We start from the raw sequence: 15,428 nt of genomic DNA, 5'->3' as shown, positions 1-15,428 counted from the left end.
GCCAAATCGGGACCGCCAGCGGGCGGTCCGCCTAGCGAACGGATATTTCAACGGGCGAAGGCCCGGAGGGACCAGGAAGATGATCGGATTGACACATTATCTTGTCGTGGGGGCGATACTTTTCGTCACCGGCATTTTCGGGATATTCGTGAACCGAAAGAACGTCATCGTCATCCTGATGTCGATCGAACTGATGCTCTTGGCGGTGAACATCAACTTCGTCGCCTTTTCGACCCATCTGGGCGATCTGGCGGGGCAGGTCTTCACCATGTTCATCCTGACGGTCGCGGCGGCCGAGGCGGCGATCGGCCTTGCCATCCTCGTGGTCTTCTTCCGCAACCGCGGCACGATCGCGGTGGAAGACGTCAACGTGATGAAGGGTTAAGACGGCATGGAAAAGATCGTCCTTTTCGCGCCACTTCTGGCCTCGATCATCGCCGGCTTCGGCTGGCGGTTGATCGGCGAGAAAGCCGCGCAATATCTGACCACCGGGATCCTGTTCCTGTGCTGCCTGCTCAGCTGGATCCTGTTCCTCGGCTTCGACGGCGTGCCGCGCCATATCCCGGTCATGGACTGGGTGGTGTCGGGTGACTTTGTCACTGAATGGGCCATCCGCCTGGACCGCCTGACCGCGATCATGCTGATCGTGGTGACGACCGTCTCGGCGCTCGTGCACCTGTACTCGATCGGGTACATGGCGCATGACGACAACTGGGGCCATCACGAGCATTACAAGGCGCGCTTCTTCGCCTATCTGTCGTTCTTCACCTTCGCCATGCTGATGCTGGTGACGGCGGACAACCTGCTGCAGATGTTCTTCGGCTGGGAAGGCGTGGGCGTCGCGTCCTATCTGCTGATCGGCTTCTACTACAAAAAGGAAAGCGCGAACGCCGCCGCGATGAAGGCATTCATCGTCAACCGCGTCGGCGACTTCGGCTTCCTTCTGGGCATCTTCGGGCTTTACTGGCTGACCGGGTCGATCAACTTCGACGTCGTCTTCGCCCAGGTCCCCGAGATCGCGCAGACGCAGTTGCATTTCCTGTGGACCGAGTGGAACGCCGCCAACCTGCTGGGCTTCCTGCTGTTCGTGGGCGCGATGGGCAAGTCGGCGCAGCTTCTGCTGCACACGTGGCTGCCGGACGCGATGGAAGGCCCGACCCCGGTTTCGGCCCTGATCCACGCCGCGACCATGGTGACCGCGGGCGTGTTCCTGGTCTGCCGCATGTCGCCCCTTTATGAATTCGCGCCGCATGCGAAACATTTCATCGTGATCGTCGGTGCAACCACGGCCTTCTTCGCCGCGACCGTCGGCCTGGTGCAGAACGACATCAAGCGCGTCATCGCCTATTCGACCTGTTCGCAGCTGGGCTACATGTTCGTGGCTGCGGGTGTCGGCGTCTATTCGGCGGCGATGTTCCACCTGCTGACCCACGCCTTCTTCAAGGCGATGCTGTTCCTTGGTGCCGGTTCGGTCATCCACGCGATGCATCACGAACAGGACATGCGGAACTACGGAAACCTGAGGAAGAAGATCCCGCTGACCTATTGGGCGATGATGATCGGCACCTTCGCCATCACCGGCGTCGGGATCCCGCTGACCCATATCGGCTTTGCCGGCTTCCTGTCCAAGGACGCCATCATCGAAAGCGCCTGGGCAGGCAACACCTACGCCTTCTGGATGCTCGTGATCGCGGCCTGCTTCACCAGCTTCTATTCCTGGCGGCTGATCTTCCTGACGTTCTTCGGCAAGGAACGCGGAGATCATCATGCGCATGAACATGCCCATGAAAGCCCTGCGGTCATGACCGTTCCGCTGGTTGTCCTGGCGATCGGCGCGACCTTTGCCGGCATGATCTGGTATGGCCCCTTCTTCGGCGACCACCACAAGGTCACAACCTTCTTCCACATGCCCGCAACGCATGAGGCCAGCGCCGAGGGTGAGGCCGCACCGGCCGAGCACGGCACCGCCGAGGTCGAGAAGGTCGGGACCGAGACCGCTGCCGCCGACACTGCGACCGAGCATGCCGCCCCGGCGGCCGAGGGCGAAACCGCTGCCGCCGAAGGCGAGCATGCTGCCGTTGCGGCCCCGGTCGGAGGCGCGATCTATATGGGCGCCGACAATCATATCATGACCGAGGCGCACGAAGCCCCGGCATGGGTGAAGGTCTCTCCCTTCATCGCCATGCTGCTCGGCCTGTTCACGGCCTGGATCTTCTACATCCGCAGCCCGGAAACGCCGGCGCGCCTCGCCAAGGCCCAGCCCGCGCTTTACCGGTTCCTGCTGAACAAATGGTACTTTGACGAAATCTACAACTTCATCTTCGTCCGCCCGGCGCTTTGCCTTGGTCGCATCCTTTGGAAAAAGGGCGACGGGGCCACGATCGACGGGGCGATCAATGGGGTTGCCATGGGCCTTATCCCGCGCCTGACGCGCGCGGCGGTCCGGGTGCAATCGGGCTACCTGTTCCACTATGCCTTCGCCATGGTCGTCGGCATCGTGGGGCTGCTGATCTGGGTGATGATGCGGGGCGCGCACTGATATGACGAACCTTCTTTCCATCATCACCTTCCTGCCCATCGTCGCGGCGGGCATCATGGCCCTGTTCCTGCGGGGCCAGGACGAGGCGGCGGCGCGCAATGCCAAATGGCTTGCGCTGCTGGCGACCACGGCCACCTTCCTGATCTCGCTTTTCGTGCTCTTCGGCTTCGACCCGGCCAATACCGGCTTCCAGTTCGTCGAGGATCACGCCTGGATCATGGGCCTGCGCTACAAGATGGGCGTCGACGGGATCTCGGTCCTGTTCGTGCTGCTGACCACCTTCATGATGCCGCTGACCATTCTGTCGTGCTGGACGGTCGAGACGAAGGTCAAGGAATACATGATCGCCTTCCTGGTTCTGGAAGGGCTGATGATCGGCGTGTTCACCGCACTTGACCTGGTGCTGTTCTATCTGTTCTTCGAGGCAGGCCTGATCCCGATGTTCCTGATCATCGGCATCTGGGGCGGCAAGGACCGCATCTATGCGGCCTTCAAGTTCTTTCTGTACACCTTCCTCGGCTCGGTCCTGATGCTGGTCGCGATGATCGCCATGTATCGCATGGCGGGCACCACCGACATTCCGACCCTGCTGACCTTCGACTTCCCGCACGAGACCTATCGCCTGCTGGGCATGACGGTCGTCGGCGGCACGCAGACCCTGCTGTTCCTGGCCTTCTTTGCCAGCTTCGCGGTCAAAATGCCGATGTGGCCGGTCCATACCTGGCTGCCCGATGCGCACGTTCAGGCGCCGACCGCCGGTTCGGTCCTGCTGGCCGCGGTGCTGCTGAAGATGGGGGGCTACGGCTTCCTGCGATTCAGCCTGCCGATGTTCCCTGTCGCGTCCGAGATCCTGCAGCCGCTGGTCTTCTGGATGTCGGCGATCGCCATCGTCTACACCTCGCTGGTCGCACTGGCGCAGTCGGACATGAAGAAGGTCATCGCCTATTCGTCAGTCGCCCACATGGGCTATGTCACCCTGGGGATCTTTGCCGCGAACCAGCCCGGTGTCGACGGCGCGATCTTCCAGATGCTGTCGCACGGCTTCATCTCGGGCGCGCTGTTCCTTTGCGTCGGCGTCATCTATGACCGGATGCACACGCGCGAGATCGACGCCTATGGCGGGCTTGTGAACCGGATGCCGGCCTATGCCGCGGTCTTCATGTTCTTCACCATGGCGAACGTCGGACTGCCGGGCACTTCGGGCTTCGTGGGCGAATTCCTGACGCTCTTGGGCACGTTCCGCGCCAATACCTGGGTCGCCTTCGTCGCTGCCACGGGCGTGATCTTCTCGGCCGCCTATGCGCTTTACCTGTATCGCCGGGTCACGCTGGGCCAGCTGATCAAGGAAAGCCTGAAGTCGATCACCGACATGACGCCGCGCGAGCGCTGGATCTTTGTCCCGCTGATCGCGATGACGCTGCTCCTCGGGGTCTATCCGCGCCTTGTGACGGATGTGACCGGGCCCGCGGTTTCCGCGCTGCTCAATGACTACAACCAAAGCCAGCCGGTGGTCGAAACCGCCGCGGCTGAGACAAGCCACTAGGGGGCGGACATGACCTCGCTCGATTTCACGACCATTCTGCCCGAGGCGCTGCTGGCCGCTTACGCGCTGGCCGCCCTTTTGGTCGGGGCCTATCTCGGCAAGGACAAGCTGGCGCGCCCGCTGGTCTGGGCCACCGTCGCCGTGTTCCTGCTGGTCGCCGCAATGGTCGGCCTTGGCGGACGCGCGGACGCCACCGCCTTCTATGGCATGTTCATCGATGACAGCTTCTCGCGCTTTGCCAAGGTCGTGATGCTGGTCGCCGGTGCGGCAGTGTTGGCGATGAGCATCGATTACCTCGAACGGCGGCGGATGCTGCGGTTCGAGTTCCCGATCATCGTCTCGCTGTCGGTCATCGGCATGATGCTGATGGTTTCGGCGGGCGACCTGCTGACCCTGTACATGGGGCTGGAGCTGCAATCGCTGTCGCTTTACGTCGTCGCCGCGATGCGTCGCGACTCGGCGCGGTCGTCGGAAGCGGGCCTGAAATACTTCGTGCTGGGCTCGCTCAGCTCGGGCCTGCTGCTTTACGGCGCCTCGCTGGTCTATGGCTTCGCGGGCACCACCAGCTTCGCGGGCATCATCACGACCATGCAGGGCGGCCAGTTGTCGCTTGGCGTGCTGTTCGGGCTGGTGTTCATGCTGGTTGGCCTGTCGTTCAAGGTTTCGGCCGTGCCGTTCCACATGTGGACGCCGGACGTCTATGAAGGCTCGCCCACGCCTGTGACGGCATTCTTCGCCACCGCGCCCAAGGTTGCCGCGATGGCGCTGATCGCTCGGCTGGTCTTTACCGCCTTCGGTCAGGTCATCGACGACTGGAGCCAGATCATCGCGGCGCTGGCCGTCATGTCGATGTTCCTGGGGTCCATCGCGGGAATCGGGCAGACGAACGTCAAGCGCCTGATGGCCTATTCCTCGATTGCGCATATGGGTTTTGCGCTGGTCGGCCTGGCCGCTGGCTCGACCCTGGGCGTGCAGTCGATGCTGATCTACATGACCATCTATGCGGTCATGAACGTCGGTACCTTCGCCTTCATCCTGTCGCTTGAGCGCGACGGCACCCCGGTCACCGACCTTGCGGCGCTGAACCGCTTTGCCTGGACCTCGCCGGCCAAGGGTCTTGCGGTGCTGGTGCTGATGTTCAGCCTGGCGGGCGTTCCGCCGACGCTTGGCTTCTTCGCGAAGTTCGGCGTGCTGAACGCGGCGGTCGATGCGGGCATGGGCTGGCTTGCGGTGCTGGGCGTCATCGCCTCGGTCATCGGTGCCTTCTATTACCTGCGCATCGTCTACTACATGTATTTCGGTGCCGAGAGTGATGGCGTGACCAGCCGCATGGGGGGCGTGCAGTATCTTGCCCTGATGATCCCGGCGGCGATGATGCTGTTCGGCGCGATCAACATGCTGGGCGTCGACACCGCAGCCGGTCGCGCGGCCGAAACCCTGGTCGCGCCCGCCCATGCGGCTGTCGCCGTCCCCGCCGCAGACCTGCCGGCCGAGCCCGATCGCGTTGAGTGAAACCTGGCCGCAAGGCGTGGGCCGGGTGATCCTGGCCCGCACCGACAGCACCAATGCCGAAGCGATGCGTCAGGGGCCGTCGCTGACCGGACCGACCTGGATCATGACCCATGAACAGGTCGCCGGGCGCGGGCGGCGCGGACGCGGATGGGTCATGCCGGCGGGGAACTTCGCCGGCACTCTCGTCTTGCGACCCAAGGGCGACCCTGAGGCCGTGGCGCAACTGTCCTTCGTTGCCGCGCTTGCGCTTTATGACGCGTTGTCAGATGCCTGTGGTCCGGCGGCGCGGCTTGCAATCAAGTGGCCGAATGACGTGCTGCTGAACGGCGGCAAGATCGCGGGCATCCTGCTGGAAAGCCTGGGATCGGGACGCAGCATCCAAGCCGTCGCCGTCGGGATCGGGGTCAACCTGGCCGCGGCCCCCACGACATCTGCAGTTGAACCGGGTGCCGTCCGTCCGGTCTCGGTGCGCGAAGAGACCGGCTTCACCGTCGCTGCCGAGGATTTCCTGGACCTGCTGGCCCCGGCTTTCGCACGCTGGCTGGCTCAGTTCGAAACCTATGGCTTTGCGCCGATCCGCAACGCCTGGCTTGCACGAGCCGCACGGTTGGGCGAGACGATCATTGCCCGGACCGGCCAGAACGAGACCCGCGGCGTCTTCGACGGCATTGATGAAACCGGTGCCCTGGTCCTGACCACGCCTTCCGGCCGCCGGGTCCTGCCCGCCGCCGACGTCTTCTTTGGAGGTTGAGCGATGCTTCTTTGCATCGACACTGGCAATACGAACACCGTCTTTTCGGTCTGGAACGGGGAACGGTTTCTGGCCATGTGGCGGATCTCGACCGACCATCGGCGCACGGCGGATGAGTATTTCGTCTGGCTGTCCACGCTGATGTCGGTCCAGAAGTTCGAGCTGGACATCACCGACTGCATCATCAGCGCGACAGCACCCCGCGTGGTTTTCAACCTGCGGGTGCTCTGCAACCGCTATTTCGACACGCGCCCGCTGGTCGTCGGCAAGCCGGATTGCCTGTTGCCCGTCACGCCCCGCGTCGATCAGGGCACCACGGTCGGTCCCGACCGGCTGGTCAATACCGTGGGCGCATTCGACCGCCATGGCCCGGACCTGATCGTCGTCGATTTCGGCACCGCGACCACCTTTGACGTGGTCGATACGGATGGGGCCTATGTCGGGGGGGTGATCTCTCCGGGCGTGAACCTCAGCCTTGAGGCATTGCATATGGGTGCGGCCAGTCTTCCGCATGTCGACGTGACGATGCCCCCGAAGGTCATCGGAACGAATACCGTTGCCTGTATCCAATCAGGCATTTTCTGGGGCTATATCGGCCTCGTGCAGGGGATCGTCGAAAAGATCCGCGAGGAACGCGGCCGTGCGATGAAAGTCATCGCCACGGGCGGGCTTGCACCCCTCTTCGATCAGGGGTTTGATCTTTTCGATGCAATCGAGGATGACCTGACCATGCACGGGCTGCGCCTGATCCACGATTACAACAAGGAGATGGCCCATGGCTGAACGCCTGATCTATCTGCCGCTGGGCGGCGCGGGCGAGATCGGCATGAACGCCTATGTCTATGGCTATGGCGAGCCGGGGCGCGAAAGGCTGATTGTCATCGATCTGGGCGTGACGTTCGGCGACATGGATACGGCGCCGGGCATCGACCTGATCATGGCCGATGTCGCCTGGCTTGAGGACAACCGCGACCGGATCGAGGCGATCTTCATCACCCACGGGCATGAAGACCATGTCGGCGCGCTTGGTCTGCTTTGGGGCAAGATCCAGAAGCCGATTCATTGCCGCCGCTTCACTGGAGCGCTGGCGCGCCTGAAGATGGAAGAGATGGGCCAGCCCGTCGAGCATATCCATATCCACGCCCCGCGCCCCGAGGTCGTCTCGGCCGGTCCGTTCCAGGTGCAATTCGTCCCGGTCAGCCATTCGATCCCCGAAAGCTCGGCGCTGATCATCGACACGCCCGCCGGTCGGATCGTGCATACGGGCGATTTCAAGCTGGACGGAACGCCGGTCGTCGGCGAACCCTTCGACCCGATCACCTGGCACGAGATCGCCAAGGAAGGGCAGGGCGTGCAGGTGCTGACCTGCGATTCCACCAACATTTTCTCGCCCAATCCCGGCCGGTCCGAGGCGGTTCTAGCGAACCCGCTGCTGGATTTCGTCATGTCCCAGCGGCAGCTTGTCGTCGCCACGACCTTCGCCAGCAACATCGCGCGGCTGCGCACCCTGGCCGAAGCGGGGGTTGCCGCCGGGCGCAAGATCTGCCTGCTGGGCCGCGCCATGCGCCGCATGGTCACCGTCGGGATCGAGACCGGTGTCCTTGACCGCTTTCCCCCGGTCGTCAGCCCAGAGGAAGCCGCGGACCTGCCGCGGGACAAGGTTATGCTGGTTGTCACCGGCAGCCAGGGCGAACGCCGCGCCGCCAGCGCGCAACTGTCGCGCGGCCGTTATCTGGGGATCGAGTTGAAGGAAGGCGACAGCTTCCTGTTCAGCTCGCGCACCATTCCCGGAAACGAGCGCGGCGTGATCCGCATCCAGAACCAGCTGAGCGAGATGGGCGTCGACCTGTTCGATGCCGATGACGGAATGTATCACGTCTCGGGTCATGCCAACCGCCCCGACATCCAGGCCGTACACGACCTGCTGAAGCCTCGCATGGTGATCCCGATGCATGGCGAGCACATGCACCTGCGCGAACATATGAAGCTGGCCGAGGCGCGTGGCATCCCCTCGATGGTGGTGACGAACGGCACCATGGTCGAGATTTCGGGCGCGGCGCCGCGCGTCGTCGACCATATCGATACCGGCCGGCTGTATCTTGACGGCACCGCGCTGATCGGCGCGATGGACGGCATCGTCCGTGACCGTATCCGCATGGCCCTGAACGGTCACGCGATGGTCTCGATCATCATCGACGAGGATGACAATCCGCTTCCCGATGCTTGGGTCGAACTGTCCGGCCTGCCGGAACGGGGTCGCGCGGGCGTGCCGCTGGCCGGGAATATCGAAAGCGAGTTGGCCGAGTTTCTGGAACGCGCCGACGACCGCACGGTGATGAACGACGACCGACTGGAAGAGGCGGTGCGCAAGATCGCGCGGCAGGTCTCGATGGAAGAGATCGGCAAGAAGCCCGAAGTGACCGTCATCATTTCGCGACTCGCTGCGGAATGACTTGACCTTCAGCCGCGCCCTTTCTATGGGCGCGGCATGAGCGAATTCGATCCCAATCCCCCGCGCCGCAATTTTTACGGCCGCCGCCACGGCAAGACCCTGCGCCAGTCGCAAAAGGGTTACCTGTCCGAGGATCTGGGCACCCTGCGCCCGCGCGGCATCACGCAGGCCGACAATCCCGAACGCACGCCCATCGCGCCAAGCGCGATCTTCGGCGACGACCGCCCGGTCTGGCTGGAGGTCGGGTTTGGCGGGGGCGAGCACATGGTCCACATGGCCGCCACCTATCCCGAGATCGGGATCATCGGCTGCGAGCCCTTCATCAATGGCGTCGCGATGCTTCTGGGCAAGATTCGTGCCGCCGGGGTCGAGAATGTCAGCGTCCATCCGGGCGACGCGCGCGACCTGATGGACGTGTTCCCGGAAAACTCGGTCGACAAGGCGTTCCTGAACTATCCCGACCCCTGGCCCAAGGCGCGCCATCACCGCCGCCGCTTCGTGACGCCCGAGCATCTGATCCCGCTGGCGCGCGTGATGAAGCCCGGTGCCGAATTCCGCGTGGCGACGGATATTCCAGACTATATGCGGCAAACGCTGGAAGAAGTCCCGCCCGCCGGTTTCGATCTGGTCCATGAAGGGCCGGAGGCTTGGGACGACTGGTTCAGCACGCGTTATGAACAAAAGGCGCTGCGCGAGGGTCGCGTGCCGCATTACGCGACCTTCCGCCGTCAGGGTTGATTGCAAGCCCCTTGCGTGACCGCTATCACCTAGCCGATCACATGAGGGGCCTGCCATGTCACATTCCGCCGAACCGATCCCGATGACCGCCCGCCGCTCGGGCCCGCTGAAGGGCGAGGCAAAGGTGCCGGGCGACAAGTCGATCAGCCACCGCGCGCTGATCCTTGGCGCGCTGTCGGTGGGGGAAACCCACATCACCGGCCTTCTGGAAGGGCAGGACGTTCTGGACACCGCCAAGGCCATGCAGGCTTTCGGCGCGCAGGTCGAGCGCCTGGGGACCGGCGAATGGAAGGTCAACGGGGTCGGCGTCGGCGGCTTTGCCGAACCTGAGGGCGTCATCGATTGCGGCAATTCCGGCACCGGGGTGCGGCTGATCATGGGCGCGATGGCGACGACGCCTGTTACCGCGACCTTCACCGGCGATGCCAGCCTCAGCCGTCGCCCGATGGGCCGCGTGACCGACCCGCTGGAGCTGTTTGGCTGTGAGGTCACGGCGCGCGAAGGCAAGCGCCTGCCCGTGACCATCAAAGGCGCGGCCGAGCCTGTCCCGGTCCGCTACAAGACCCCGGTCGCCAGCGCCCAGATCAAGTCGGCGGTGCTGCTGGCCGGTCTGAACGCGCCGGGCGAAACCGTGGTCATCGAATCCGAACCGACCCGCGACCATACCGAGCGAATGCTGGCGGGCTTCGGTGCAACCATCACGACCGAAGTCACAGACGAAGGCCGCGTGATCACCCTGAAGGGCCGCCCGGAGCTGGTGCCCCAGCCGGTCGCAGTGCCGCGCGATCCCTCCAGCGCGGCATTCCCGGTTGCCGCGGCGCTGATCGTGCCCGGATCCGAGATCCGCGTGCCGGGCGTCAGCCGCAACCCGACCCGCGACGGGCTTTACGTCACGCTGCTGGAAATGGGCGCCGACATCACCTTCGAGAACCCGCGGGAAGAGGGTGGAGAGCCCGTCGCCGACCTGCTGGTCCGCCACGGTCCGCTGAAAGGCGTCACGGTCCCGCCCGAGCGCGCCGCCAGCATGATCGACGAATTCCCGATCCTGTCGGTGATCGCGGCATTTGCCGAGGGGACCACCCTGATGCAGGGCGTCCACGAATTGCGCGTCAAGGAAAGCGACCGCATCGCTGCCATGGTCGCGGGCCTGCGCGCCAACGGGGCCAGCGTCGAGGATACCGACGACACCATGACCGTCCAAGGGACCGGTGGCCTTTCGGGTGGGGCGACGGCGGTCACGCATCTGGATCACCGCATCGCCATGTCGTTCCTGGTCGGCGGGTTGGCTTCGGAACAGCCGATCTCGGTCGATGACGGCAGCCCGATCGCGACCTCCTTCCCGGACTTCCTGCCGCTTATGACAGGGCTGGGCGGTCAGATCGGCTAGGCGCGCCGGGTTTCACCGTTTCTCAAATACCCGAACGCGGCGCCCGACAGGGACGCCGCGTTTTCATTTCCGGGCAAGGCGGTTCAACCCGCCCGCGCGGCCTCGGGAAAGCCAAGACCGTGCAGGGCCTCGCGGATCTCGTCCAGAATGGCGGGATCGTCGATGGTGGCGGGAACCTTGAATGCCTCGCCATCCGCGATCTTCGCCATGGTCGAGCGCAGGATCTTGCCTGAGCGTGTCTTGGGCAGGCGGTCGATGATGCAGGCATGCTTGAATGCGGCGACGGGGCCGATCCGCTCGCGGACAAGCGCCACGACCTCGCGCAGGATCTGGTCACCCGGTGTCGTGACCCCCACTTTGAGGCATAGCAAACCCAGCGGAATCTGTCCGCGCAGTTCATCCGCGACGCCGATCACCGCGCATTCCGCCACGGCGGGATGCGAGGCCAGGACCTCCTCGATCGCGCCGGTGGACAGGCGGTGGCCGGCAACGTTGATGACGTCATCGGTGCGCGCCATGACGTACAGATAACCGTCATCGTCGACATAGCCCGCATCGCCGGTCTCGTAATAGCCGGGGAAGCGCTCCAGATATGATTTGCGGAAGCGGTCCTCGGCATTCCACAGGCCGGGCAGGGTTCCGGGTGGCAACGGCAGGCGGATCGCGATGGCCCCCAGCGTGCCCGCGGGCGCCGGGTTCCCCTCATCGTCCAGCACCCGCACGTCATAGCCCGGCATCGGGACCGAGGGACTGCCGGGCTTCGTGGGCAAGGTCTCGATCCCGATCGGATTGGCGGCGATGGGCCAGCCGGTTTCGGTCTGCCACCAATGATCTACCACGGGAACGCCCAGGTGCTTTTGCGCCCATTGCACCGTTTCGGGATCGGCGCGCTCTCCGGCCAGGAACAGGGCCTGCAACTCATGCAGCTTGTAGCGGCGAATCCAGTCGCCCTCCGGATCCTCGCGGCGGATGGCGCGCAGCGCAGTCGGAGCGGTGAAGAAGCTCTTGATCCGGTGGTTCTGGATGGTGCGCCAGAACACGCCCGCATGGGGCGTGCCGACGGGCTTGCCCTCGAACACGACGGTCGTGGCCCCGGTCAGCAGCGGGCCATAGCAGATATAGCTGTGGCCTACGACCCAGCCCACGTCCGATGCGGTCCAGAACCGGTCCCCGGCCCCGATATTGTAGATGTTCTTCATCGACCATTGCAGCGCCACAAGATAGCCGCCGGTATGGCGCACGACGCCCTTGGGCTGGCCGGTCGTCCCCGAGGTGTACAGGATATAGGCGGGGTGGTTCCCTTCGACGGGGACGCATTCAGCGGGTTTCACCCCGTATTGAAAGCCGTGCCAGGCGAAGTCGCGGCCCGGGGTCAGCTGCGCGACCTCTTCTTCGCGTTGGAAAATGACGCAGAATTCGGGCTTGTGGCGCGCGATCTCGATCGCCTCGTCCAGCAGCGGCTTGTAGTGGACGACGCGCTTCGGCTCCAAGCCGCAAGAGGCTGCGATGATCGCCTTGGGCTGGCAATCGTCGATCCGCACGGCCAGTTCGTTTGCGGCAAAGCCGCCAAAGACGACGCAATGGATCGCGCCCAGCCGCGCGCAGGCCAGCATGGCCTCGACCGCCTCGGGGATCATGGGCATGTAGATGATGACCCGGTCGCCCTTTTCAACGCCCCGCATCCGCAGCGCGCCTGCAAGCGAGGCGACGCGGTCCTGCAATTGCCGATAGGTGATGCCCTTGGTCGACAGTGTCACCGGGCTTTCATGCATGATTGCGACCTGATCACCGCGCCCGGCCAGCACATGGCGGTCGACGGCGTTCCAGCAGGCATTGACCATGCCGTCCGAAAACCACTCGTAGATTGGTGCTTTTTCGTCGAACAGCGCCTTCGAGGGCTTGCGGGTCCAGTCGATCGCCTCGGCGGCCTGCATCCAGAAATGCTCGGGGTCCGCCTGCCAGGCCGAATAGACGTCGCGGTAGCTCATGGATTCCTCCTCCCAAAGGCATGGGAGGAGTTAGGCAAGGCGCGGCGGGTCAGGCAAGAGCTTCCTGCGCCATTCGTCCGGGCCGCAAATCGGGCGGCCCGGATCAACCGGGGTGCGGGTCAGCCGTAATGGCCGACCGGGGTACCTGCCAGAACGCTCATGTTCAGCAGACCGCGCGTCGTGACCGAGGGGGTGACGATATGGGCGCGGTTGCCCATGCCCATCAGGATCGGCCCGACCTCAAGCCCGTTGGCCTTCAGCTTCAGCGCGTTGCGCACGCCCGAGGCGGCGTCGGTGCCAGCGAAGATCAGGATGTTCGCCGCCCCGTCCAGACGCGAATGCGGCATCAGCCTTTCGCGCACGGTCGGATCGAGCGCGGCATCGACATGCATTTCGCCGTCGAACATGAAGTCGACCTCGCGCGCCTGCAGGATCTCGATCGCCTCGCGCATCCGCTTGCCGGAATCGGTCTCGAGATTGCCGAATTGCGAATGGCAGCACAGCGCGATCTTGGGTGCGAGGCCGAAGCGTCGCACATGCCGCGCCGCGCCGATCGCGGTTTCGGCGATCTGCTGCGGGGTCGGGACGTGGTGAACCTGCGTGTCCGCGATGAAAAGCGGACCATCCTCCAAAATCATCAGCGACAACGCGCCATGCGGGCGCAGGCCGTCACGCGCCAGCACCTGGCTGATATAGTTCAGGTGCCAGCTGAATTGGCCGAAGGTGCCGCAGATCAGGCTGTCCGCCTCGCCACGATGGACCATGACCGCGCCGATGGCGGTGGTGTTGGTGCGCATGATCGCGCGGGCGACTTCGGGCGTGACGCCACGGCGCGCCATCAGCTCGTGGTAGGTGCCCCAATAGTCGCGATAACGCGGGTCGTTTTCCGGGTTCACGATCTCGAAATCGCGGCCGGGACGGATCGGCAGGCCGGCGCGCTCGGCGCGGACCTCGATCACCTCGGGACGACCGATCAGGATCGGAACATCGGTGGTTTCCTCAAGCATGGCATTCGCCGCGCGCAGCACCCGCTCATCCTCGCCCTCGGCAAAGACGATGCGACGCTTGACCGTCGCCGCCGCTTCGAAGACCGGGCGCATGATCATGGCCGACCGGAAGACCGAGCCGTCCAGCTTGCGCTTGTAGGCGTTCACATCCTCCAGCGGGCGGGTGGCGACGCCGGTTTCCATAGCGGCCTTCGCCACGGCGGTCGAAACGACCCCGATCAGGCGCGGGTCGAAGGGCTTCGGGATCAGGTATTCCGGGCCAAAGGTCAGCGTCTCGCCGCGATAGGCCATCGCGGCCTCGGCGCTGGTGGTGGCGCGGGCAAGTGCGGCGATTCCCTCGATGCAGGCCAGCTGCATATCGTCGTTGATCGTGGTCGCACCCACGTCCAGCGCGCCCCGGAAGATGAAGGGGAAGCACAGGACGTTGTTCACCTGGTTCGGATAATCCGACCGCCCGGTCGCGATGATCGCGTTCGGGGCGACGCTGCGCACGTCCTCGGGCAGGATTTCGGGCGTCGGGTTCGCCAGCGCGAAGATGATCGGCCGGTCTGCCATCTTGGCGACCATGTCGGGGGTCAGGACGCCGGGGCCGGACAGACCCAGGAACAGGTCGGCCCCACCGATCACGTCATCCAGCGTGCGCAGGTCGCTTTTCTGCGCATATTCCGCCTTTTGCGGCGTCATCTGTTCTTCGCGGCCCTCATGGACAAGACCCGCGATGTCGCACAGCCAGACGTTCTCGCGCTTGACGCCCAGTTTCAACAGCATGTTCAGGCAGGCGATGCCGGCCGCGCCGCCGCCGGTCGAGACGACCTTGATGTCCTCGAACTTCTTGCCAGCGATCAGCAATGCGTTGGTCGCGGCGGCGCCGACGACGATGGCGGTGCCGTGCTGGTCGTCGTGGAAGACCGGGATGTTCATCCGCTCGCGGCAGATCTTTTCGACGATGAAGCAGTCGGGGGCCTTGATGTCCTCAAGGTTGATCGCGCCGAAGCTGGGTTCCAGCGCGCAGACGATCTCGGCCAGCTTTTCCGGGTCGGGCTGGTCCAGCTCGATGTCGAAGCAGTCGATATTGGCGAATTTCTTAAAGAGGACGGCCTTGCCCTCCATCACTGGCTTCGAGGCGAGCGCCCCGATATTGCCAAGGCCCAGAACCGCCGTGCCGTTCGAGACGACGGCCACAAGGTTGCCGCGCGCGGTATAGCGTGCCGCCGTGGTCGGGTCGGCCTTGATCTCCAGACAGGCCTCCGCAACGCCGGGGGAATAGGCCCGGCTCAGGTCGCGGCCGTTGGCAAGGGGCTTCGTCGCGCGCACCTCAAGTTTGCCGGGGCGGGGAAACTCGTGATAATCCAGCGCGGCCTGCCTTGCACTGTCCTGCCTGCGTTCTTCCATGACGCGACCTCCTCTCAAGATGGTTCAGCGTTAAACTATTTTTTGTGCGGGGAACAGGGGGCCCGCCAGAATGTGTCGGACTTGCATCACGATGGGCCCAAGCGCAATGATGGACTGGC

At 64.4% G+C, this 15,428-nt stretch carries 11 protein-coding genes; 9 read left to right on the top strand and 2 right to left on the bottom strand.

The annotated features are described in order from the left end of the window. Positions 1–79 precede the first annotated feature (79 nt). Genes nuoK through aroA form a run of 9 tightly spaced genes read left to right on the top strand, consistent with a single transcriptional unit; the run spans position 80 to position 10,922 of the window. Entirely contained in the window at positions 80–385 is a 306-nt protein-coding gene (gene nuoK / locus RM190_RS13965; RefSeq protein WP_155064184.1) for an NADH-quinone oxidoreductase subunit NuoK, read from the top strand. Between the two features lie 6 nt (positions 386–391). Further along, positions 392–2,539, top strand: a complete 2,148-nt coding sequence (gene nuoL / locus RM190_RS13960) for an NADH-quinone oxidoreductase subunit L (RefSeq protein ID WP_311760068.1) — start codon at positions 392–394, stop codon at positions 2,537–2,539. 1 nt (position 2,540) lies between these two features. Continuing rightward, positions 2,541–4,082 carry an NADH-quinone oxidoreductase subunit M gene (locus RM190_RS13955; protein WP_311760067.1) on the top strand — a complete coding sequence of 514 codons (1,542 nt, stop codon included), beginning with the start codon at positions 2,541–2,543 and terminating at the stop codon, positions 4,080–4,082. Positions 4,083–4,091: 9 nt separating this feature from the next. Beyond that, entirely contained in the window at positions 4,092–5,594 is a 1,503-nt protein-coding gene (nuoN, locus tag RM190_RS13950; RefSeq protein ID WP_311760066.1) for an NADH-quinone oxidoreductase subunit NuoN, read from the top strand. Beyond that, a complete protein-coding gene (locus tag RM190_RS13945) occupies positions 5,587–6,345 on the top strand; it encodes a biotin--[acetyl-CoA-carboxylase] ligase (RefSeq protein WP_311760065.1) in 759 nt (252 codons plus the stop codon). Before nuoN ends, RM190_RS13945 begins: the two co-directional genes overlap by 8 nt. 3 nt (positions 6,346–6,348) lie before the next feature. Continuing rightward, positions 6,349–7,128 carry a type III pantothenate kinase gene (locus RM190_RS13940; RefSeq protein WP_311760064.1) on the top strand — a complete coding sequence of 260 codons (780 nt, stop codon included), beginning with the start codon at positions 6,349–6,351 and terminating at the stop codon, positions 7,126–7,128. Then, positions 7,121–8,797 carry a ribonuclease J gene (locus tag RM190_RS13935; protein WP_311760063.1) on the top strand — a complete coding sequence of 559 codons (1,677 nt, stop codon included), beginning with the start codon at positions 7,121–7,123 and terminating at the stop codon, positions 8,795–8,797. The genes RM190_RS13940 and RM190_RS13935 overlap by 8 nt, the downstream gene beginning before the upstream one ends. 36 nt (positions 8,798–8,833) lie before the next feature. Beyond that, the gene (trmB, locus tag RM190_RS13930; protein WP_311760062.1) at positions 8,834–9,535 is read left to right on the top strand and encodes a tRNA (guanosine(46)-N7)-methyltransferase TrmB; all 702 of its coding nucleotides are present in this window, start codon (positions 8,834–8,836) and stop codon (positions 9,533–9,535) included. Between the two features lie 55 nt (positions 9,536–9,590). After that, complete coding sequence (gene aroA, locus RM190_RS13925; protein WP_311760061.1) at positions 9,591–10,922, top strand: 3-phosphoshikimate 1-carboxyvinyltransferase; 1,332 nt, start codon at positions 9,591–9,593, stop codon at positions 10,920–10,922. Positions 10,923–11,005: 83 nt separating this feature from the next. Here aroA and RM190_RS13920 read toward each other — a convergent pair whose 3' ends face one another. Together RM190_RS13920 and RM190_RS13915 are read right to left on the bottom strand one after the other, a co-directional pair. Then, positions 11,006–12,910: a propionyl-CoA synthetase gene (locus tag RM190_RS13920; protein ID WP_311760060.1), complete on the bottom strand. Its 1,905-nt coding sequence runs from the start codon at positions 12,908–12,910 to the stop codon at positions 11,006–11,008. A 119-nt stretch (positions 12,911–13,029) separates the two neighbouring features. Further along, positions 13,030–15,309, bottom strand: coding sequence for an NADP-dependent malic enzyme (locus RM190_RS13915; RefSeq protein WP_311760059.1), 2,280 nt, complete (start codon positions 15,307–15,309; stop codon positions 13,030–13,032). Positions 15,310–15,428 lie beyond the last annotated feature (119 nt).

The sequence above is a fragment of the Paracoccus broussonetiae genome (assembly GCF_031854425.1).
In the GTDB taxonomy this organism is placed as follows: Bacteria; Pseudomonadota; Alphaproteobacteria; order Rhodobacterales; family Rhodobacteraceae; genus Paracoccus; species Paracoccus broussonetiae.
This window is presented reverse-complemented; position numbering and strand designations above follow the sequence as displayed.